This is a genomic window from Clostridium sp. Marseille-QA1073 (genome assembly GCF_054863625.1).
In genome coordinates, this window is the sequence record NZ_JBSVQM010000008.1 from 118,764 (window position 1) to 140,465 (window position 21,702).

General features: G+C 27.6%; 24 protein-coding genes and 1 other annotated feature. Of the genes, 13 read left to right on the forward strand and 11 right to left on the reverse strand.

Translation table 11 applies throughout. The features are described from left to right. Window positions 1-13 precede the first annotated feature (13 nt). Entirely contained in the window at window positions 14-529 is a 516-nt protein-coding gene (locus tag ACY1IQ_RS09450; protein WP_461613706.1) for a hypothetical protein, read from the reverse strand. A 275-nt stretch (window positions 530-804) separates the two neighbouring features. On the opposite strand from ACY1IQ_RS09450, the gene ACY1IQ_RS09455 reads away from it, so the two are divergent. The 3 genes from ACY1IQ_RS09455 to ACY1IQ_RS09465 all read left to right on the forward strand — a co-directional run bounded on the left by ACY1IQ_RS09455 (window position 805) and on the right by ACY1IQ_RS09465 (window position 3,165). Continuing rightward, window positions 805-1,407 carry a hypothetical protein gene (locus ACY1IQ_RS09455; protein ID WP_461613707.1) on the forward strand — a complete coding sequence of 201 codons (603 nt, stop codon included), beginning with the start codon at window positions 805-807 and terminating at the stop codon, window positions 1,405-1,407. Window positions 1,408-1,538: 131 nt separating this feature from the next. Next, the gene (locus ACY1IQ_RS09460) at window positions 1,539-2,102 is read left to right on the forward strand and encodes an HD domain-containing protein (protein ID WP_461613708.1); all 564 of its coding nucleotides are present in this window, start codon (window positions 1,539-1,541) and stop codon (window positions 2,100-2,102) included. Window positions 2,103-2,355: 253 nt separating this feature from the next. Continuing rightward, complete coding sequence (locus tag ACY1IQ_RS09465; RefSeq protein ID WP_461613709.1) at window positions 2,356-3,165, forward strand: GNAT family N-acetyltransferase; 810 nt, start codon at window positions 2,356-2,358, stop codon at window positions 3,163-3,165. An 85-nt stretch (window positions 3,166-3,250) separates the two neighbouring features. Here ACY1IQ_RS09465 and leuS read toward each other — a convergent pair whose 3' ends face one another. The 5 genes from leuS to ACY1IQ_RS09490 form a co-directional block, all read right to left on the reverse strand. After that, window positions 3,251-5,689, reverse strand: a complete 2,439-nt coding sequence (gene leuS, locus ACY1IQ_RS09470) for a leucine--tRNA ligase (RefSeq protein ID WP_461613710.1) — start codon at window positions 5,687-5,689, stop codon at window positions 3,251-3,253. A gap of 172 nt (window positions 5,690-5,861) precedes the next feature. Further along, window positions 5,862-6,063 (reverse strand) — a binding site (T-box leader). Between the two features lie 76 nt (window positions 6,064-6,139). Further along, on the reverse strand, window positions 6,140-6,667 hold the full coding sequence (locus tag ACY1IQ_RS09475; protein WP_461613711.1) for a hypothetical protein: 528 nt from the start codon (window positions 6,665-6,667) through the stop codon (window positions 6,140-6,142). A 127-nt stretch (window positions 6,668-6,794) separates the two neighbouring features. Beyond that, window positions 6,795-7,391 carry a J domain-containing protein gene (locus tag ACY1IQ_RS09480; RefSeq protein WP_461613712.1) on the reverse strand — a complete coding sequence of 199 codons (597 nt, stop codon included), beginning with the start codon at window positions 7,389-7,391 and terminating at the stop codon, window positions 6,795-6,797. Beyond that, a complete protein-coding gene (locus tag ACY1IQ_RS09485; protein WP_461613713.1) occupies window positions 7,375-8,253 on the reverse strand; it encodes a DUF5685 family protein in 879 nt (292 codons plus the stop codon). Before ACY1IQ_RS09485 ends, ACY1IQ_RS09480 begins: the two co-directional genes overlap by 17 nt. After that, window positions 8,253-8,807 (reverse strand): class IV adenylate cyclase, encoded by a 555-nt coding sequence (locus ACY1IQ_RS09490; RefSeq protein ID WP_461613714.1) that lies wholly within the window; start codon window positions 8,805-8,807, stop codon window positions 8,253-8,255. Before ACY1IQ_RS09490 ends, ACY1IQ_RS09485 begins: the two co-directional genes overlap by 1 nt. A 254-nt stretch (window positions 8,808-9,061) precedes the next feature. On the opposite strand from ACY1IQ_RS09490, the gene ACY1IQ_RS09495 reads away from it, so the two are divergent. Together ACY1IQ_RS09495 and ACY1IQ_RS09500 are read left to right on the forward strand one after the other, a co-directional pair. After that, the gene (locus ACY1IQ_RS09495) at window positions 9,062-10,099 is read left to right on the forward strand and encodes a nucleoid-associated protein (RefSeq protein ID WP_461613715.1); all 1,038 of its coding nucleotides are present in this window, start codon (window positions 9,062-9,064) and stop codon (window positions 10,097-10,099) included. A 566-nt stretch (window positions 10,100-10,665) separates the two neighbouring features. Beyond that, on the forward strand, window positions 10,666-10,902 hold the full coding sequence (locus ACY1IQ_RS09500; RefSeq protein ID WP_461613716.1) for a hypothetical protein: 237 nt from the start codon (window positions 10,666-10,668) through the stop codon (window positions 10,900-10,902). A 373-nt stretch (window positions 10,903-11,275) separates the two neighbouring features. On the opposite strand, the gene ACY1IQ_RS09505 is transcribed toward ACY1IQ_RS09500, so the two are convergent. Further along, entirely contained in the window at window positions 11,276-11,608 is a 333-nt protein-coding gene (locus tag ACY1IQ_RS09505; protein ID WP_461613717.1) for a hypothetical protein, read from the reverse strand. Window positions 11,609-11,793: 185 nt separating this feature from the next. Between ACY1IQ_RS09505 and ACY1IQ_RS09510 the strand changes: the two genes are divergently transcribed. Both ACY1IQ_RS09510 and ACY1IQ_RS09515 read left to right on the forward strand, forming a co-directional pair. Beyond that, window positions 11,794-12,039 carry a hypothetical protein gene (locus ACY1IQ_RS09510; RefSeq protein WP_461613718.1) on the forward strand — a complete coding sequence of 82 codons (246 nt, stop codon included), beginning with the start codon at window positions 11,794-11,796 and terminating at the stop codon, window positions 12,037-12,039. 112 nt (window positions 12,040-12,151) lie between these two features. After that, window positions 12,152-12,544 carry a ZIP family metal transporter gene (locus tag ACY1IQ_RS09515; RefSeq protein WP_461613768.1) on the forward strand — a complete coding sequence of 131 codons (393 nt, stop codon included), beginning with the start codon at window positions 12,152-12,154 and terminating at the stop codon, window positions 12,542-12,544. 72 nt (window positions 12,545-12,616) lie between these two features. On the opposite strand, the gene fba is transcribed toward ACY1IQ_RS09515, so the two are convergent. The 3 genes from fba to ACY1IQ_RS09530 all read right to left on the reverse strand — a co-directional run bounded on the left by fba (window position 12,617) and on the right by ACY1IQ_RS09530 (window position 14,786). Continuing rightward, window positions 12,617-13,567: a class II fructose-1,6-bisphosphate aldolase gene (fba, locus tag ACY1IQ_RS09520; RefSeq protein ID WP_461613719.1), complete on the reverse strand. Its 951-nt coding sequence runs from the start codon at window positions 13,565-13,567 to the stop codon at window positions 12,617-12,619. A 134-nt stretch (window positions 13,568-13,701) separates the two neighbouring features. Further along, window positions 13,702-14,082 carry a DUF4363 family protein gene (locus tag ACY1IQ_RS09525; RefSeq protein WP_461613720.1) on the reverse strand — a complete coding sequence of 127 codons (381 nt, stop codon included), beginning with the start codon at window positions 14,080-14,082 and terminating at the stop codon, window positions 13,702-13,704. 20 nt (window positions 14,083-14,102) lie between these two features. Beyond that, complete coding sequence (locus ACY1IQ_RS09530; protein WP_461613721.1) at window positions 14,103-14,786, reverse strand: DUF421 domain-containing protein; 684 nt, start codon at window positions 14,784-14,786, stop codon at window positions 14,103-14,105. A gap of 116 nt (window positions 14,787-14,902) precedes the next feature. Here ACY1IQ_RS09530 and ACY1IQ_RS09535 point away from each other — a divergent pair, with 116 nt between their 5' ends. The 5 genes from ACY1IQ_RS09535 (at window position 14,903) to ACY1IQ_RS09555 (ending at window position 20,116) form a co-directional block, all read left to right on the forward strand. Continuing rightward, window positions 14,903-16,561: a nucleoside kinase gene (locus ACY1IQ_RS09535; RefSeq protein WP_461613722.1), complete on the forward strand. Its 1,659-nt coding sequence runs from the start codon at window positions 14,903-14,905 to the stop codon at window positions 16,559-16,561. A gap of 192 nt (window positions 16,562-16,753) precedes the next feature. Continuing rightward, window positions 16,754-17,437 carry an L-serine ammonia-lyase, iron-sulfur-dependent subunit beta gene (gene sdaAB / locus ACY1IQ_RS09540; RefSeq protein ID WP_461613723.1) on the forward strand — a complete coding sequence of 228 codons (684 nt, stop codon included), beginning with the start codon at window positions 16,754-16,756 and terminating at the stop codon, window positions 17,435-17,437. A gap of 3 nt (window positions 17,438-17,440) precedes the next feature. Next, entirely contained in the window at window positions 17,441-18,328 is an 888-nt protein-coding gene (gene sdaAA / locus ACY1IQ_RS09545) for an L-serine ammonia-lyase, iron-sulfur-dependent, subunit alpha (RefSeq protein ID WP_461613724.1), read from the forward strand. A 302-nt stretch (window positions 18,329-18,630) separates the two neighbouring features. Beyond that, window positions 18,631-19,719, forward strand: a complete 1,089-nt coding sequence (gene cax / locus ACY1IQ_RS09550) for a calcium/proton exchanger (RefSeq protein WP_461613725.1) — start codon at window positions 18,631-18,633, stop codon at window positions 19,717-19,719. 67 nt (window positions 19,720-19,786) lie between these two features. After that, complete coding sequence (locus ACY1IQ_RS09555) at window positions 19,787-20,116, forward strand: hypothetical protein (RefSeq protein WP_461613726.1); 330 nt, start codon at window positions 19,787-19,789, stop codon at window positions 20,114-20,116. Between the two features lie 148 nt (window positions 20,117-20,264). Here the strand turns inward: ACY1IQ_RS09555 and pssA are convergent, their stop codons facing one another. Beyond that, window positions 20,265-20,777, reverse strand: coding sequence for a CDP-diacylglycerol--serine O-phosphatidyltransferase (gene pssA, locus ACY1IQ_RS09560; RefSeq protein ID WP_461613727.1), 513 nt, complete (start codon window positions 20,775-20,777; stop codon window positions 20,265-20,267). Between the two features lie 224 nt (window positions 20,778-21,001). On the opposite strand from pssA, the gene ACY1IQ_RS09565 reads away from it, so the two are divergent. Next, on the forward strand, window positions 21,002-21,430 hold the full coding sequence (locus tag ACY1IQ_RS09565) for a CBS domain-containing protein (RefSeq protein ID WP_461613728.1): 429 nt from the start codon (window positions 21,002-21,004) through the stop codon (window positions 21,428-21,430). The last annotated feature ends 272 nt before the right edge of the window (window positions 21,431-21,702 follow it).

A 21,702-nucleotide genomic window follows, 5' to 3' on the forward strand; every position in this document is an offset into this window, starting at 1 on the left:
TTTTATTCTAAAATTAAGGACGAATTGGTAGTTTTGAATATAAATCTACATCAGTTAATTTGTTAACTTGGGATATTATCAGTTTGTCATCAACTTTATCTATAGTAACTTGTCCTATAAGTTCTACGTCATCTTTAGTATTTTTTTCTACATTATTTAAATTTATTATAGCCTTAAAATTATAAACTTTATCTGTATCACTTTCTTTAAACTCTTTCAATTCTATGAACTTAGAATTAGTTTTATTGGCAACTAAGTGGCTTATATACGCATAATTAAGTCTATCAGATGTAATTGCTTTAAAGGCATCATCTGATAATAATTCTTTATATCTAAGGGTATATTGATCATTAGGAAATCTGTCAATAACTTCATTAAGATTAACTTTAGTGTAATCTTCTATGTCATATAAAGCATGAAGAAAATCTTCTGTTAATTTTTCTTCAGTATTTGCTTTACTGCATCCTATTAAGAATATTGGAATAATAAATACTATTAGAAGTATAGGAATTAACTTTTTAAATTTCATAACATTACCTCCTAATAAATAATTTTTTACTTGACTTTTTTTCATATATTAGATAAAGTATTTTAAATATTATAAATCTTTTCATAGAATTACCTAATTAAAGAGTATACTATTATTATATTAACATATTTTACAATAATATATTAAAAGATCCTTAATATAAGAACTTTAATAACTACAAAAAAGAATAATATAAATAAATTAATGTTGTTTAGTAATTAAAAATGTTGAACAAGTTTTACGGTACATTAATAAAATTTATAGGGGTAAAGTATATGGGTAAAACTAGTAAAATCTTAATTATGACTTTTTTAACAATAAGTTGTATTTTATTATTAGGTTGTGAAAAAACAGAACATAAAATTGTTCTTAATGATTTTTCAAAAGAACAAAAAGAACTATTACAAGGTACTATTGATACTGATTTTAAGGCTTTTAAGATAATTGGAAGTTTAAAAGAATATGATAATATAGAGTTGAATTTATGTATTTATGAAAAAGGAAAGCTTATAGGTGAAAATAACATAGTAGGTATGACTTTAAATAAAGAAGATACTTTAAAGTATATAACTATGAGTTTATACCAATACTCGGATAAATATAGTGATAAAGGGGAATTTAAAATTGCTATCATAGGTGATCATTTTAATAATTCAGTTAAATCTAATATAGACTTTAATAATAAGTCAAATGAAGTTGGGAAATTTTATAACAACGAAGTAAAAATAGAAAAAGATGTAGAACATATTTTATTCGCACAATTAGAACAAAATCAAGAAACAGGTAGTATGAGCTTTATTTTTGATAGAAAAGATGAAGTAGATAGAGCTATAAAAAACTATGATAGAGTAGTTTTATTAAAATGTAAATTTAAATAGGAGCATATTTATAAGAAAACAGCTATATTTGGAGTTTCTTTAATTTACCTTTATAATAGCAGAAATAAACTAGTTAGTTAAAAGAGAAATTCTATTTATAATATAGATAAATTTTTTAGGGAGGCAAAGAGATGAAAAGAGAAGAAGCGTTTGAAATTTTAAAAAAATATATGAGTAGTGAAAGTTTATTTAAACATTCCTTTGCAGTGGAAGGATCAATGAGAGGACTTGCAAGAAAATATAATGAAGATGTAGAAAAGTGGTCTATAGTAGGTCTATTACATGATATAGACTATGAAAAATATCCTGATACTCATCCAGAGGAAGGACAGAACATTTTAAAAGAAGAAAATGTAGAGGAAGAAATAAGAGTGGCTATTTATGGTCATGCAAAGGAGGCAAAATCATACAGGGAAAGCCTGATGGCAAAAGCACTTTTTGCAGTAGACGAGCTTTCAAGTTTTATTGTAGCATGTGCTTTAGTTAGACCTTCAAAAAGTTTTGAAGATTTAGAGTTAAAGTCAGTAAAGAAAAAATTAAAAGATAAGGGTTTTGCTAAAGGAGTAAATAGAGAAACAATTAAAGAAAGTAGTGAAGAATTAGGACTAGAGCTTTCTGAACTTATAACAGAAGTGATAGAAGCGCTTAGAGTTAGAGAAAGAGAATTAAACTTAGAGGGTTACACATTACTTTAATTATGTGGAATGAATAAATTTAAGTATATTCTTGCTTTAAATAATGTATAATTCATAATACAAAATACATGGAGATTAGTTTTACCAAACTAATCTCTTTAACTGATTCTCATAGCGGCGAACAGTGTTCGCCATAATATTTTTATATTAATATTAAATTTTGCATTATGAATTGAAATACTTAAGAGTGTAACTACATTTAGCTATATATTAACTTTTAAGGCAGTTTATCTATATATGGGAGAAAATGGTTATGGTAAAAGTAGAGATTTTAACAGATAAAATAAAAGGATTAATATTAAAATTTTTATATAAGGAAGAGGAGATAAATCTTTTTATAATACATTGTATTGAAAGCAATAATATAGGAGATTTATATATAGATAGTGAAGAAAGTATAGGAGCTATATTGCATATAAAGGATGATGGAAATTCACTTTTTACTAATTTTTATTATAATAATAAAAAGGGTTTTGAAATTATTGTAAAAGAAATTAAAAGAATAAATAACCCACGTATGCTTTTGGCAGCTAAAGAAGATGATGTAAGAGAAATCCTAAAGAGATTAAATATAAGTAAAAATATAGATAAAAATTTTTATTATATTTTTGATAATGAGAAAAAACTAAATTTACATATAGGGGAATTTAATTTTAAAAAAGCAACTTTTAAAGATAAAAATTTTATTAAAGAATCATATATAGATTTTTTTGGGGCAACTTCTGAAGAAGACATAAAATCTTTAACTAATGATGAAAAAATAAAATATGATTTAGAAAATGGAGTTTATTTGTTATATAGTAACTATACTCCAATAGGATTAGCTAAATTTAGCGAGTTCAGTAAACATTTTGGAGAAATTACTACTGTTTATATAAGAAAAGAATATAGGGGCAAAGGTCTAGGAAAAATTCTTATGAGTAAAATGGTAGAAATATTAATAGAAATGGGAAAGACACCAATAACTCAAGCAAATATGAAAAATTTAAGTGCAAAAGCTATATATGAAGGTATAGGATTTAAAAAATACTGTGACTATGCCTTTGAATTCTTAAATAATTAAAATTTATTTTTAAGTTCTTTTTATAGTAAACATATATAGTTAATTACTAAATTAAAAAGTCGTGATGGTTAATCACGACTTTTTGTTAGTTTGCTACTATATTTACAAGTCTACCTTTAATTACTATAACTTTTCTTACAGTTTTTCCTTCAAGAGCAGCTTTTATATTTTCAGTGTTTAATGATGCTTCTTTTATTCCAGCTTCATCAAGAGTTGTTGGAACGTCAATTTTAGCTTTGATTTTACCATTAATTTGTATTGCTATTTCAACTTCATCTTTAATTAAAGCAGATGGATTGAAAACAGGCCAACTTTCGTTAAATACTGAATAATCCATACCTAAAGCTTCCCAGTGTTCTTCAGAGAAGTGAGGTGCAAATGGTGCAAGAAGTTTAATATAATCTATTAATGTTTCTTTTAGGAAAGCAGGATTTTTAATGCTTTCATTAAGATATTTAGATAGGGCATTAGTAAACTCCATCATTCTTGCTATTGCAGTATTAAATTGAAGTTTTTCAGCATCTTCAGATACACCTTTTATGGCAAAATGTCTCCAATAATTAAGCTCTTTTTCAGCAGTTTCTATAACTTCTTTATTATTATCCTTGCTTCTAAGTTCAGCTATAGAATGTTCTAGAACTCTTTCTATTCTCTCAACAAATCTGCCTATAGATTTTATTCCATCATCACTCCAAGCTCCACCTTCGGTATATCCAAATCCAAACATTATATACATTCTAAATACGTCTGAGCCATATTCTTTAATATATCCATCAGGAGATATAGTGTTTCCTTTAGATTTACTCATCTTAAGTCCGTCAGGTCCTAAGATTAATCCTTGGTGAGTTAGAGATTTAAATGGTTCTCCAAAGTTTATATAACCAAGGTCTCTTAATGCTTTAGTTATAAATCTTGCATATAATAGATGCATGCAAGCATGTTCAGGTCCTCCAACATATTTATCTACTGGAAGCATTTTATTTGCTAATTCACTATCAAAACAAACTTCATTATTTTTGTTATCTACATATCTTAAATAGTAGAAAGAAGAACAAACGAAGGTGTCTAAAGTGTCTGCTTCTCTTTTAGCAGGGCCACCACAACATGGGCATGTTGTATTTATGAAACTTTCACATTTAGCTAGTGGAGATTTTCCGTCTGGTGTAAATTCTACATCATATGGAAGTTCTACAGGTAAATCCTTCTCAGGTACTGGCACTGTTCCACATTTTTCGCAATATATTATTGGAATTGGTGCACCCCAATATCTTTGTCTAGAAACTAGCCAATCTCTTAATCTATAGTTTATTTTCTTCTCACCTAAATTTAAATCTTGAAGTTTATTAACTATAGCTTCTTTAGCTTCTTCACTAGAAATCCCATCAAATTCTTTACTGTTTACAAGTTTACCAGGTTCAGTATATGGAGGATTTTCTCCACCTTCAATAACTCTTTCTATTGGAAGATTATATTTAGTTGCAAAGGCAAAATCTCTTTCATCATGTGCTGGAACAGCCATAACTGCACCAGTTCCATAAGTATTTAATACATAATCTCCAATCCAAATAGGAATTTTTCTTCCGTTAATTGGATTTATAGCATAAGAACCAGTAAATACACCAGTTTTTTCTCTTGTTATAGATTGTCTTTCTATATCAGATTGCTTTTTAGCATTTTCTTTGTATTCTTCTACAGAAGTTTTATACTCCTCGGTAGTTAACTGATCTACTAGCTCATTTTCAGGAGCTAGAACAACATAAGTTACTCCAAATAATGTATCAACTCTTGTAGTGAATACATTGAAGGAAATATCTTTTCCATCTACTTTAAAAGTAGCTTCTGAACCTGTAGATTTACCTATCCAATGTTTTTGCATTGACTTAGTTTTTTCTGGCCAATCAAGATTATCAATTTCATTAAGAAGTTCTTCAGCATAATCTGTAATTTTTAAGAACCATTGAGTTAAATTCTTTTTAGTAACTTCACTAGAACATCTTTCACAAACACCATCAATTACTTGTTCATTAGCTAAAACAGTATTACAATCAGGACACCAGTTTACTGGTGCATTTTTTCTATATGCAAGCCCTTTTTCATATAATTTTAGGAATAGCCATTGGGTCCATTTATAATAATCAGGACGACAGGTTACTACTGAATTTTCCCAATTAAACATAGCTCCCATAGCCCTTAATTGTTTCTCCATAGTTTCAATATTTTTTTCTGTTGAATCCATTGGGTGAATTCCAGTTTTTATTGCAAAGTTTTCAGCAGGTAATCCAAAAGCATCAAAACCCATTGGTTGAAATACATTATATCCTTGCATTCTTTTCATTCTAGCCCACGAATCAACAGGTCCAAAGTTAAACCAATGACCTGCATGAAGTTGACTTCCAGATGGATAAGAGAACATTTCCAAAACATAAAGTTTTTTATCTAAATTATTTTTATCAAATTTATATAGGTCTGTTTCTTCCCATTTTTTTTGCCATTTCTTATCAATTTCTGTGCTATATCTAGCCATATTATTTCCTCCTAATCTATAGTGAATTTTTATTATTTTAAATAATATATAAGCCTATAAGCTTTTTCTATCTATGAGAATCATTGAACATGGTATTAAAATACAGGTTTTAGCTGTTTTGTATTAGTAGATATATATAAGATTATTATAAATAAAAAAAGCCTTCATCTCGTAAAGAGACGAAAACTTATAATTCCGCGGTACCACTCTAATTAGGCACAATGCCTCACTTTAAAATATAACGGTTTAATCCGTACTTGCTTTTTACAAGTAAGCTCCTAGGCAAGTTCATAGTTCTTAATTACTGCATTACACCAAACTGCAGCTCTCTGAGAATTAAGGTGAATATTACTACTCCTAATCAGTGCAATAACATATTAAGTTAATAATTTTAAATTATAAATTAAAATCTTTTTATTGTCAATAGTTTACTAATTTTTATATATAGTATTAATTATTTAATTTATGAATAAAGTTACTATCTACATAAGTTATAAATATAGTTAGTGCATAATCATAAATTATAAACATAAATTGATAAGCTAATATCAAAAACAAAAAGTTACTTGGCATCGATAATGAGGGTACAAATAAAAATTTATAAATTAAATAAAATATTCCCATAGATATATTAAAATATACAATCTTTAATATAAATTCTAAAGACATTTTTCTTAATCTCTCTATGTAAAGTTTTATAAAACCATAAAGTCCAAAAAAAATAGTATAAGATAGCCACATAGATTTCAATGGAAGTATAAAGTAAGATAATAAGGAAACACTTACATATACTATAATAGAGTTTTGTATGCTAGTAGTTAATATTGATAGAGGGATTATAGCTGAAGCCACTCCTAAAAGAAATATTGTATTAAAAGGCAAAAATGAAGTGGAATAAAGAAGAAACAGACTAAGCGCTACATATATTCCACCTCTTGCAACAAAACTTGCTTTATTGTTCATATTATGTTTTCCCATATTAAAAAACCTCACAATAAATTATTATTTTAAATTATTATGTTGTAAATTTAGTTATATTCACAAATGAATCTAAAGAGTAGTTTATTCTTTCTAAAAATGATTTTTAATAGTATAAATTATATTATTAAAAGCAACTAATTAAATCTCCACCCATACATTCACAACAAGTATCTGCGCACCAAAGTTTACAACAAAGATCGCAGCATTCCCCATCACTACCTCTTCGCGTTCCATAATAAGTTTGTCTATAAGAATTTTGTCTTTGATTTAAGCTATTTAGTGTCTGTCTATACTCAAAATTATTTGGATCCATATTACAAGCTTGATGAATTAAATTATAGGCATTATCAAACCATCCTTTTCTATAATTAACCATACCCATTAAAAAATACCATTCTGCAGTTCTATCTGATATAGAATTAAGTTTTGATTCTGCACCACCTATATTTCCTCTATTTAAATCCATTCTTATGCTTTGATAAATGTTAAAATTATTATTTCCTCCACTATAACTTTGATAGTTACTAGAACTTGCATTATTTTTAGTAAGAGCATCATAAGCATCGTTTATTTCTCTCATCTTTTCTTCAGCTAAATCTTTTAGAGGATTATTAACATATTGATCTGGATGATATTGCTTTGCTAGTTCTCTATATGCTTTTTTTATTTCATCTTGTGATGCACCTTGTCTTACGCCAAGTACCTCATATGGATTTCTCATGTTTCTTACACTCCTTAATCTTTATACTTTCAATTTTTTCCATTAAGCCAAGCTGAAGGATGTTGGTTAAAAGCTCTTTATTTTTCTTTAATGGAAGATTTTCTAAAGAAGCTACACAACTTTCAGCACTTAATATTAGATTAAATTCAATTCTTTCCCTAATGGTTTCTATAAATTCTTCAAAAGTAAGTTTTTCACTATTAAAAGCTTTTTCAATAGCGTTAAATTTATGGTTTTCCATATCTTCCTTTAAGTCATCATAGGCATCAATTAAATATATAAATCTTCCTAAATTATATCCAAGCCAATAAAGGGCAGTGTTATCTTCTTTCTTATAATATTGAGAAATTATATAACCAGTTAAATCTGCAAATATATCAGAAATTTCATCTATATTTATGGGATCTTTAGAATTCTCCATTTTACTTAATAAATCTAGTTTAGTTTTCATATAATCAATTATTTCTTTTTTTTGTTCATCACTAATTTTTATATACTTTCTTAAAAATTTAGATAATAATTTACTAATTTTAGAATTATTATCATTGTAATTATCTAATAATTTAAAGTAGGTTAAAGTTACATTACAAAAAGCTGCATATTTTAAAGCATCATTATCAATTACTTTAGGTTTTTTATTTAGTGGATGTGCAACACAAATAGATTTCTCATATTGAATTTTATCTTCGTTAAGTCCATCTAAAAGTATAGCTAAAAAAGTCATGTCATAATTTAAAGTAAATCTAGGTATATGACCAAAAGTTTCCTTTATAGCTAAACATAATCCACAGTAATAAGCTTTAAATTTTTCATAGTCTTTTACTTTAAGCTCCATTTTACAGGGAGTAACATATCCAAACATTATAGTCCTTTTAAAGCTCCTTTATTTTTATCTTCTAAAATTTCATGAATAGTTTTAGAAGTAGTATCTTTCATAGTGTACCCTAATAGCTTTACTACATCCATGATTTCATCCTCGTTACTAGATTCAATTTCTACGTAAGGAAAAGGACAAAAGCTTTTATCATTAATGTCTATTTCAATTAGGGTATTTTTATACTTATAACTTTCTCTATATTTTTTAATAGACTCTACTAATTCTAGGCCTAATGCTTTAAAAATATTAGAGCCTTCAACGGAGTCTAATATTTCAATTTCATGCTCTTCCATTACCTTATATTTTTCTTGGCTTATAAGCTTTTTAGTAGTCATATAATTTATTGTTTTATTATGTAAATGATCATCTACTATTCTAATTCTAGCATAGCCTTTGGCATTTAATAGTCTTCTATCTGAAAAATCATATATATTATTAATTTGGCTTTCTTCCTTAACCTTTACTGCATTAATATCTTTCAATTTTTTTCGTATATCTTCTACGTCAATATCTAGTATTCTAGTTTCCATTTCTTTCAAGGTTCTCACTCCTTTTAGGTAATTATATCATAATTTTTTTTCCTAAGCTTTATTTTAATTTGTTTATAATTTATTTTTAACTAGATTAATATATTTAACAATTACTTTGGAGAAAAATTATATATTGTTATATAATTATATTGATCAATTGATAATTGTCAATTAAGATAAATTCATTTATAGATGATGAATTGACTTTTAAAATTTTTTAATTAATTTAAATAATTAGTCAATGCTTAGAGGAGGTTTAACATTTGGATTACATTAAAGAAATAAATATAATTGAAGCAGTGATTCATATATTAGATAACAATGCTGATGGAGCTGTATTAAATGAATTTGCACTAGAATTAAATGAGGAGATATATACTTTCCTTTTAAAGCATATTCAGAGATGTTTAAAAGATGAAGAATTAAAGTATGCTGTTTTTAATGAGGAAAGGAACATAGTTAAAGATCTATCCCAAGAATTTTTGAATGGAGAAAATAACATTTTAGGAGTATCTAAAGAATTAGCAAGACAGATGTTTGTGCTTATGAGATCCAAAGGAAATATTCCATCTTGTGATTTAATTACCGTTAGTTTTTCCACAGAATATGGAATGTTTTTAGGCATATTTAAAATGGATTATATAAAAAATTATATGCATACTATTGAATATATAGATGATAAGGTAGGAATTGATATAATTCCTCAATTTACAGGATTACCTTCTTCAAGTTCTCGAATTCAAAAATGTGCTTTTATAAAAGCAATTAGAGATGATAATGAATATGATCTTATGGTAATTGATAAGCAAAGTAAAAATAAAAATAATGAAGATTATGGTTCAAATTATTTTATAGATAGTTATTTAGGATGTACTATAATTGATAATGAAAGAGACATGACTAAGACCTTTGTAAAAGCGGCAGAAAAATGGACTCAAAATGCACTAGTTGAAAATGCTTCTGAACAGGAGAAGATTAGAACTCATATTAAGAAAAAGCTAAGAGAAGAGGAAAATATTGACGTTAATGAGTTAACTGAGGAAATTTTTAATGATAATGAAGAAAGAAAAGAAAGCTTTAAAACTTTTATTGCTGATCAAGGAGTGGCAGAAAAGGTTTCTATTGATAAAGAATGGGTTGATAAAAGACTTAAAAGAATAAGATTAAAAATTGATAAAGATATAGATTTATATTTATCAGAGGAAGCTTATCATGATTTTGAAAGATTTGAAATTAAGCGTAATGGTGATGGAAGTATTAATATGATAATAAAACATATAATGAATTACGTAGAAAAGTAATAAATGAACATAATAATTACAAATTTATTAACAATAATTATAAATATGAATAAATACAAGAGTCGCTAGAAAAAATTCTAGCGACTCTAAACCGTTGAACTTGACTTAAATATAAATTTGGTAATATCTAAATATAAAATTAAAGTATATATTATGTTAATATTTTATCAACAAAATATAAAATAATAAACCCTAAAATTACATTAGGTATATAAAAAAGATAAATTAACTAGAATTATGCGTATTTTTTATAATAATTATTAATTCTAGATGTCTTATTAACATAGTTACCACTCCTCTAAATTTAGTTTCCATTTAAGAATATCATATATACAGAATAAATATATAGGTTTATATGGATGTGTTTACAAAAAAATAATATTTATGAATTATTTAGTAAAACTTTAGATTAATTAAAATTTTTAATTTAATTAGGCTATGACTTATTAAATTTACTTATAAAACCTATATGAATAAATAATAATTGATTTAAAGGATAATATTATAATCATGTCTAATTAAAATTGTTAAGAATATTTCAATTATTTCGACTAAGGAGGAGCGTAATGTCAAGTTATGATGAGAATGAAATAAAAAGTATAGTCTGCTCTATAATGCAAAGTGATAAATTTGTACTTCTTCCAATAATACAAGAAGAAAAATACCTAATTTATGAAATTAATATTAAAGGTGATAAATATGCCACCTTTAAACTTTCTAAGGAAAATATAAATACTAATGCTAATGTAATTGAAAAAGGTGTTTTAGAAAGTGGAGAATATTGGGTAATGGAAGGGGATTAGATATATATAGATGTACCCCTCCTAAATTTAATTTATACACTCATAAAATTGTGTTAACAAATTGTTTTAGCTTATATTTATGTAATTGAGAATTGACGATTGACAATGGACAATTATGGATACTTCTCTCAAGAGAAGTTTTGAACTTATTCCTTTGATTTATTTTTTGAAGTTACATAGTAATTTTTTATAAAAACTAGCAATTGTATTGCCAGTAAAAAATCGATTAAAGAAATTAGTTCGATTAAAACTAATTTCCACCATAATTTTCAATTGTCCATTTTCAATTCTCCATTGAATAAAGTTCTATATTGATTAAAGTTGTGAATTGAAATATTTAATGACGTACATATATATTGCTTTTTAATGTAGTTTATTCTCGTAATAATAATAAATAGGCGGCACCTGATTTAAATATATCATCACCATGTATCTTTCCTATAGGTTCACCTCCAAAAGCATTATCGTAAATAAAACCATTTTTATCTACATATCCTACAGGGAAACTCCCTTTGCTATAATCATAAACTAATCCATTAGTATCTACCTTACCAATAGGAGCGTTTATAGTGTGATTATAAATAAGTCCTTCTTCATCTATTCTTCCAACAACATTACCAAAAAGTGAATCATCATAAACTAGTCCATCCTTTTCGAATACACCAATTGGTCTAATACTGAAAATATTATCATATATTTCACCCATATCAATACCTCTTAAATCATAATAAAAATACATTATAATATATGATAAAGGAAGTCTTATATTACGTTAAAACATAAAATTAAAAGAAGATTGATAAAGTATATGCTGTGAAATAAAATATAACCAGGAAGTAATTGAAAATTGTTATCAATAAATAATGAATTTTATTAGATAAGGAGGAGACTATGAATACTGCATTGTTTGTATTTATTCTAACAGCATTATCAGGACTATCTACAGGAATAGGAAGTGCTATAGCATTTTTTGCTAAAGAAACTAATAAGAAATTTTTAACTACTTCCTTAGGAGTTTCTACAGGGGTTATGCTTTATGTATCTTTTATAGAAATATTAGACAAATCAAAATACTCCTTATCCTTAGTTTTAGGAGAAGAAAAAGGAGTTTATATAGCCATAATTTTATTTTTTTAGTGGAATGATATTAATTTGAATTATAAATAAATTTATATCAGATATAGACCATGGAGAAGAGGGCGATAGTAATCTCTATAAAATAGGCATACTTTCTGCACTAGCTATTGCTATTCATAATTTTCTGGAAGGGATAGCTACTTTCACTGTAGCTTTAAATGAACCTGCAGTGGAAGTTTCTATAGCTATAGCAATTGCTATACACAATATACCAGAGGGGATAGCAGTGTCTGTGCCACTTTATTATGCTACAGGAAATAAGAAAAAAGCTTTTAAATTATTATTTTTGTTAGGACTTACTGAACCTTTAGGAGAAATAATTGGATTTATTGTTTTTAGAAATGCTTTTAACGATTTAACTTATGGAGTTAGATTTGGGGTGGTAGCAGGAATTATGATTTATATATCTTTAGATCAAATAATGACTACTGCAGAAAAATATGGACAGCATAAATATGTTATGAGATGTACTTTTGCAGGAATGTTGGTAATGCAAATAGCTTAGTATTACTTATGTAAATGCAATTAATTTTTAATAAGTAGCTTAAAAAACGTGGCTGCTATGAGCCACGTTTTTCTATTTATTCATAGAATTTTGACATCCTAAAACACTTGTTATCTTATCTTCAACTAGTACTTGAATGTTTTTTCTAGCTTCTCCAAGATATTTTCTTGGGTCAAACTCACTTGGTTTATCACCCATAACTTTTCTTATTGTACCAGTCATAGCAAGTCTTAAATCTGTATCCATATTAATTTTGCAAACAGCCATTGATGAAGCTTTTCTTAACATTTCAGCAGGAACTCCTTTAGCGCCTTTTATATCTCCACCATTTTCATTACACATAGCAACATAATTTTGGTCTACAGCTGAAGCACCATGAAGAACTATTGGGAAGTTATGTATCCCAGCTTCTTCTAATTTTTTTGTTATTGTTTCTAATCTATCAAAGTCTAACTTTGCTTCGCCTTTAAATTTATAGGCACCATGACTTGTTCCTATAGCAATAGCTAAGGAATCAACGCCAGTTCTTTTTACAAAGTCAACTGCTTGATCTGGATCTGTATAAGTAGCTTCATGAGCAGCAACTTTAACTTCATCTTCAACTCCAGCAAGTTTTCCAAGTTCTGCTTCAACAACTACGCCTCTTTCATGAGCATATTCAACTACTTCCTTTGTAAGTTTAACATTTTCTTCATATTCATAATGAGAACCATCAAACATAACAGAAGTAAATCCAACATCTATACATTTTTTTACTAATTCTAAAGAATCACCGTGGTCTAAATGTAGGGCTATGTCTATTCCAGAATCTTCTACCGCAGCATCAATCATTGCTTTTAAATAAGAAGGTCTCATATATTTCATAGCGCCTGAAGAAACTTGAAGAATAACAGCAGAATTTTGTGCTTTACATCCATCTACTATTCCTTGTATAATCTCCATGTTATTGATATTGAAAGCACCAATAGCATAATTTCCCTTAAAGGCTTTATCAAACATTTCTTTAGTGGTAACAAGTGCCATAATAATTCACCTTTCCTTTCAGCGTAATCCTTTTAATAATATAACTATCTTTATTATAATGTATGCTATTAGTATTTTCCATATAAATTAGGATTATTTACAAATTTATAGAGTTGACATGTTAAAATTATATATCAAAATACATTACGAAGAGTTATCTTTTGACCTTCTTTAATTCCTTCAATTAGAGACTTTACAAGATGAATTGAGGATAGTGAATGAGTTTTATCTTCTTCCTTAGTGTACTGAGTTAATTTTAAAGCCTCATTATATATAATATCTAATTCTTCATGATTTAAGAATAGTGTTACTATAGACATATCTTTTTCATAACTAGTAAGTAGTGCCATAGAATTTATATATGCATTATCCCACTGTTCAAAAGCAATGGATGATTCAGTTTCATAAGCAATTTCTAAAAGTTTGTCGCAGGTATTATTTGTATATTTAGTAGAATAATAAAGCCCTACTAACATGGCTAAAAAAAGCATAAAAGGCAATATAACTTTTTTCATCTTTCTACCTCTTTATAAATTTATTTTTTATTATTCTCCTTAAGTTGATAAAAGAATTTATCGTCTTCGTAAACTATTCCTATAAATACATCTTCATAAGATTCGATATTGTTTTTTCTAAGTTGTTTTTTAACCCATTTCATATTTTTACCTACTTTTTCTAGGTTTTGATTATTTATGGTGCCATCATTTATAATTATCATAGGCATAGATCTTTCTTGTACACTTATATTTAAAAATTTTGGAGTTATAGGAGTATTTTCTTCTTTAGGCATTATAGATATATTTCCATTAGTTTCTAATATAGCATAATGAATATCGGATAAGTTGAAATATCCATTTAACCGTAACTCTTCTAATAAATCATCTAGATTAAATCTTTGATTTCTAAGTTCCTTTAAATCAACTTCACCATCTTTTATTAATATGCTAGGCTCTCCGTTTAATAAAGTACGTGCTTTTTCGCTCTTAAGTTGAATTATTGAAGTAATTATTTGAAGAACAACTAATGTAGTTATAGGAATCATAGAGCTAATAAGTGGCATTCTATTGTCTTCCATTGGAAGAGCCGCTAACTCTGAAATCATTAATGCAGTTACTAAATCAAAAGGTTCCAATTGTCCTAGTTGACGTTTACCCATAAGTCGCATTATTATTAATAAAAAACTATATAATATAATTGTTCTTATTACTAATATGAACATAATTTCACCTCCTAATAGTTTTAGTCTTCCAATTTTTCAATAAAATATTATTAAATAAAGGATACAATTCATAGGAGTGCAAATATAATAATATTAATAATTTTTGAGGTGTTGAGATGAAAAAAATTAAATTACAATTTGAGAAAGATTACATTATCGAAGTTAATAGTGGAGTTAGTTGCCATGAGGTTGTAAAAAACTATAATTTAGAAAAAGATGTACCAGTAGTACTTGCAAGAGTTAATGGAAAACTATGCGAATTATCTTCAACTATAGAAGAAGATTCCACATTTAACATTGTAGATATTAAAGATAAATTTGGAATGATGACTTATATTAGAACCCTTCAATTTGTTCTTATTAAGTCAACCTTAGAATTATTTAAAGATGCTCAAATCACTATTGGACATTCTTTAAGTAAAGGGTTATTTGGAGAGATTTATAAAAAATCTAAACTTGATATAGATGATATATATTTAATAAAAGAAAAGATGAAAGAAATTATAGGCAAAGATATTAAAATAAATAAGAAGTGTTTTCAGAAGGAAGAGGCAATTAAAATCTTTAAAAACTATGGAATGGATGATAAAGTAAGACTTTTAAGCTCCATAGATTTAGAAAAAGTAAATTTATATGAATTAGATGGACAATACGATTATTTTTATGGTCCAATGGCATATTCTACAGGTGTTTTAAAAATCTTTGATTTAATTTATTACGATCCAGGATATATTTTAAGATTTCCAACATCAGAAGAACCTTTTAAAATTCCTAAATTTGAAGAGCATAAAAAGCTTGCAAAAGTATTTTATGAAGCTGAAAAGTGGGGAGAAACTATTAATATTGAAGATGTTGGAGCATTAAATAAAATTATTGATAATGGAGATATTATTAATTTAATTAGAGTAGCAGAAGCTCAGCAAGAAAAGAAAATTGCATATATTGCAGATAAAATAAGTGAAAATAGAAGTGTAAATCTTGTGTTAGTTGCGGGACCATCTTCCTCAGGTAAAACAACTTTTTCTAAGAGGTTAGGGATTCAGTTATCTGTTAATGGACTAATACCTATACCTATTTCACTAGATGATTACTTTGTAAATAGAGAGGATACACCAATGGATGAGTTTGGCGCATATGATTTTGAATCTATATATGCATTAGATTTAGAACTATTTAATAATCATCTACAGATACTATTATCTGATGGAGAAGTAGAGGTTCCTACTTATAATTTTAAGACAGGTAAAAGAGAGTGGAATGGTCATAAAATGAAGCTTCCTCATAAGGGAGTCTTAATTGTAGAAGGAATTCATGGTCTTAATGAAATGCTAACTTCTTCAATAATAAAAGATAGAAAATTTAAAATTTATATTAGCCCATTGACACAACTTAATTTAGATGATCATAATAGAATAGCGACCACTGATGTAAGGATGATAAGAAGGATTGTAAGGGATTTCCTTTCAAGAGGTTATGGAGTGGAAGATACCCTAAAAATGTGGCCTTCAATTAGACGTGGTGAAGAAAAAAATATTTTTGTATTTCAAGAAGATGCGGATGTTATGTTCAATTCTGCTTTAATTTATGAACTTGCTATACTTAAGAAGTATGCTTTGGCTGAGCTTCGTAAAGTACATCCAGACAGCACAGTTTATGATGAGGCAAGAAGGCTTATAAGTTTTTTAAACTTCTTTAAGGAAGTTGATAAGAAGTTAGTACCTAGTAATTCACTTATGAGAGAGTTTATAGGAGGTAGCTGCTTTTATCAATATTAGTAATAGAAATAAATGCTAGGTTTATCCTAGCATATCCTTTGAATTTTATAGTTTAAAATATTTTTAAGTTGAAGTTTGTTTTAAATTGATTAATTATTTTGAGTATAAGTACTTTATAAAATATTACAACAAAACTTTAAAGTAGGTAAATTTTAAAAATTTATTACTACAGAATTATGTAGGAGGAAATATATGAAGAATTACAGTGCTTTTGATATTTTAGGACCTATTATGATTGGTCCATCAAGTTCGCACACTGCAGGAGCAGCTAGACTAGCAAAAATAGCAGCTAAGATAGCAGGAGAGAAAATTGTTAAAGTAAAGTTTTTATTACATGGTTCTTTTGGAAAAACTTATAAAGGACATGGAACAGATAGAGCGCTAGTGGCGGGAGTTTTAGGAATGGATCCTATGGATGAAAGATTGAGAGATGCTATGGATATAGCAAGAGAAAAAGGATTAGATTTTTCTTTTGAAGAAGCAGATTTAGGTGATAATGTTCATCCAAATACAGTAAAATTTATTTTAACTACAAGTGAGGGATTAGAAGTTAATGTTGTTGGATCATCAATAGGTGGAGGAAATATAGAAATTTTTGAAGTTGATGGTCAAAGATTAAAATTTACAGGAGAATATCCAACACTTATTATAACTCATTTAGATACACCAGGAGTAATTTATAAAGTTACTACTGTACTTTATAAAGAAGATGTTAATATAGCTTCTATGAATGTATATAGAAAAGGTAAAGGCTCAGAAGCATCAATGGTAGTTGAAATAGATAGTATTGTAAATGACGATATTATACATAAGCTAGAAGAAGTAGAAAATATAAAAACTGTAGATCAGATAGTACCACCGAAGGAGGGAGAATAGACTATGTTCGCTAATAATGCAGTTGAACTAATAGAGATATGTGAAAGAGAAAATATAAGTATAGCTGAATACACAATAAGAGAAGAAATAGAGACAACTGGATTAACTCGCCAGGAAGTAATTGAAAAAATGAGAAAAAATCTAGAAGTTATAAAAAAATCTTCTAGAGAAGCTATGGAAAAGGAAGTTATCTCTGTAAGTGGGTTAATTGGTGGAGATGCCATTAAAATAAGGAAGTATCTAGAGAAGAATAAAGATAATACACTATGTGGAGAAACAATGATAACTGCTATGGCAAGAGCGCTTTCTACTTCAGAAGTAAATGCAGCTATGGGAAAAGTAGTTGCTGCACCTACTGCTGGAAGTTGTGGTATAATTCCAGGAGTTATAACAACAGCAGGAGATAAACTTAATAAAACAGAAGAAGAGTTAATAATGGCATTATATACTGCAGCAGGAGTTGGAATTCTTATAGCTAAGAATGCTACACTATCAGGAGCAGAAGGTGGATGCCAAGCAGAATGTGGAAGTGCCGCTGCAATGGGGGCAGCAGCAGTAGTAGAAATGATGGGAGGAACTCCTAACATGGCTTTTGATGCTGCAGCAATAGTAATTAAAAATGTAGAGGGGTTAGTTTGTGATCCAATTGCTGGATTAGTTGAAATTCCTTGTGCGAAAAGAAATATAGCTGGCGCAGTTAGTGCATTAACTACTGCAGAATTAGTTATGGCAGGGGTTAAAAGTAAAATTCCTTTTGACGATTGTATAGCTGCAATGTATAAAGTTGGTCGTGAATTGCCAAGTTCTTTAAGAGAAACAGCTATGGGAGGTCTTGCAACAACTCCTTGTGGATTAAGATTAAGAAAACAAGTATTAAAAGAAAATAATTGATTTAGTACATAATGCCTGTTGGTTTCCAACAGGCTATTTTAATTCACAATTCACAGTGCACAATGCACAATTAAGGAGAAAATTATTTTTTGATTAGCAATTTTATATTGCTAATTATATGGCGAACACTGTTCGCCACTACAGAATAAATCCCAAATTTCTCAGTGATAGCTGAGAAATATCCACAATTGTCAATTGTCAATCGTCAATTCTCAATTGTAAAATTGAGAATCAATTTTACAAGTCACCTTTTGTCAGTGTTTGAATAAAGTAGAAATAGGAAAAAGTCTAAGGAGGATAAAATGGAAGCAAAACATGGGAAAACAATAAACATGACAATATTTTTAAAATTTGTGTTACCTATAATATTTTCTTTAATATTATTATTTATAAACACCTCCTCTAGTATTTTAAATTCTATACTTTATTCAATAGCAATGATTCCTTTAGCAATGATGTTAGGAAACCAAACTTCGAATATGACCGAATATATAGGTGAGAAAAAAGGGGGATTATTAGCAGCTACAGTGGGAAATATCCCTGAACTTATGATGGGATTATGGTCAATTAAATATGGGATGATAGGTATGGCTAAAGCAGGGCTTATGGGTGCTGTTATAACTAATATGCTTTTAGGACTTGGACTTGCTGTTTTTTTTGGAGGAATACAGTTTAAAGAACAAAAATTTAGTAAAATGATAGCTAGAACAAATTTTCATTTGCTACTTTTAGCCATATCATCAATTATAATAATATCATCATTAAATAAATATGGAGTAATAAATAGTTCTAAAATGGTATCAGTTAGTGTAATTGTTTCTTGTTTATTAGTTGGAATTTATATATTGGGACTTGTATTCTCTTTATATACTCATAGAAATTTATTTGTAATTACTAAGGAGAGAAACAGTAGTGATTATAAAAAATTTGGAAAAGAAGCTTTTATAATACTGATTAGCATGGCTATAATTTCAAGCTTGTTATACTTTGTAAGTGAAAAACTAATTTTTAATGTGAATAATATAGTTAAAAATTATAATATTTCTCAAGAATTTATAGGAATCATATTGATTCCACTTTTAGGTAGTTTTGGAGAAAATGCTACAAGTATAGTTTGTGCTGTAGATAATAAGATAGATTGCAGCCTTGAAACTGCAATAGGGTCAAGTATACAAATAGCATTGTTTGTAACTCCATTATTAATAATTTCCTCTGCAATTATGGGATTGAATATGACTTTAGTATTTTCTACTTTTCAAATTATAATGCTTATCATTGCTGTGGCTATGTCTTATTTTGTATTCCAAGATGGTAAAACCTATTGGCTTGAGGGGGGAGTACTAACTGTAACCTATCTAATAATAACAATAGCTTATTACTATATAGGGTAAAGTTAAGTGCATAAAAGTATTTTAGAATTAATATATTAAATTATAATCAATAAATTATGGTGATAAAGTGGGACATAGAAGGGTAATTGAAACTTACTATAAAGATGTAAATAACTTAGTATTTTTATTGGAGAAACTAGTAGGATCATATAGATTATTAGTAGGGGGAGCAGATGAACTTAATAAAATAGCACTTGCTAAGAAAAGTGATGTTAAACATGCATTAAAAAGAGCAGATGATCTAGGAAAAATAATAGATGATGTTATAGAAGCATTGGATTGCGCAACTCACGATTGTACTTGCTATACTAAGATAAAAACTAATGTAGTTAAGAATACACTTAACACTCAATATATTCAAGCAGAAATTGAAGAAGATTTAAAGTTTAATGGATAGTTGAAGATAATGAATTATTCATTGTAAAGAAATTAAAGATAAATATGAGAAAAGTTGAAAAACAAAAATTCACAAATATTAATGAGTTTTTTATTAGTATATACTATAAATGTAAAAGTGGTAACATTTAGTCACCACTTTTATTAATTTACCTTTTTTTAATTTGTAGTTTACTAACCATAAGGTAAGAAAAAACCAACATAAGTATAACAGTCACGGTAACTTTAGGTTGCATATTTTCTGTAAAAATAGCATATATAGCCATAATGCTACCTGCAATAGTTATAGGAATTCCTGTAAATACATTATTAAATTCTGAACTATTATAACGTGCTAATCTAAAAGCTCCAGCTACAGGGAATATTATAAGTGTACTATATCCAATAAATCCTAAATTTGATAATCTATAAAGCGTAAATATTAACATTGAAGGTGCAACACCGAAAGATACTAAGTCCGCTAGTGAGTCAAGTTCTTTACCAAGAGGACTTGAAACACCTAGAAGTCTTGCAACAGTACCATCATATCGATCTAATACACCTGCAAGAAGTATTAATGCAGCTGCTACTTTAAAATTTTGTTGCATTGTAAATTGAATTGATAAAACTCCACAAATTAAATTACCAAATGTAAGTGAATTTGGTATAGATGATTTTTGCATGATATCACCTCTCGTCATCAACAAATTTCTATTAATATTGCTATGAATTTAGTATAAATAAAGTATAAAGACAATGATCATTATACTATAGTTTGATAATTAATATAAGAGCATTAGGCGCTTTCTTAATGAAATTATAATAATTTTATAAGTTTTCCCTAATAAAACATGAAAGTGTAAATATTCAGATTAATAAATGGGTAAAATATGATGGAGGTGATATTATGAAAATTAATGACATTATGACTAAAGAAATTGTAAAAATAAACAGTAATGAGTCAATAAATAAGGCTGCAAGAATGATGAAAGAACATAATATTGGTGCAGTTCCAGTTTATGATAATGACAAGGTAATAGGAATAATTACTGATAGGGATATTGTAGTTAGAGCAATAGCGGATGAAAAAAACTTACAAAGCACTACTATTAGAGAAGTGATGACATCCAATCCTGTATGTTTGAATAGTGATGAAGCTGTAACGGAAGCTGCTCGAGTTATGAGTGAAAGACAAATTAGAAGAATAATAGTAAAGGATAATGAAGAAGTAAAAGGAATAGTATCATTAGGGGATTTAGCAGTTGAAAAGATTCCAAAAGAAGAGATTGGTGAAACTTTAAAAGAAATATCTACTCCATGTACTCCTTCTTTTTAAAAGGTTTAAAACAATCAATAACTACTCTACTAAATTGAAAAAGTTTGTACCAAATAAAATATTAAAATATCTAAAAGTAAATCATATGTTATCCTATTTTGTATATATTGCTTTGTTGGAATTTTAGTAGAGTATTACTATGATAGAAAGTAATTTCTTGTTTAGTATAATACATATTCAAAAATAACTAGTCAGTATGTTTATGCATTTTTTAGCATACTGTGCTGTAAGAACTTCATGATAGCTGGGTTATCATTAAAATCTGTATCCTT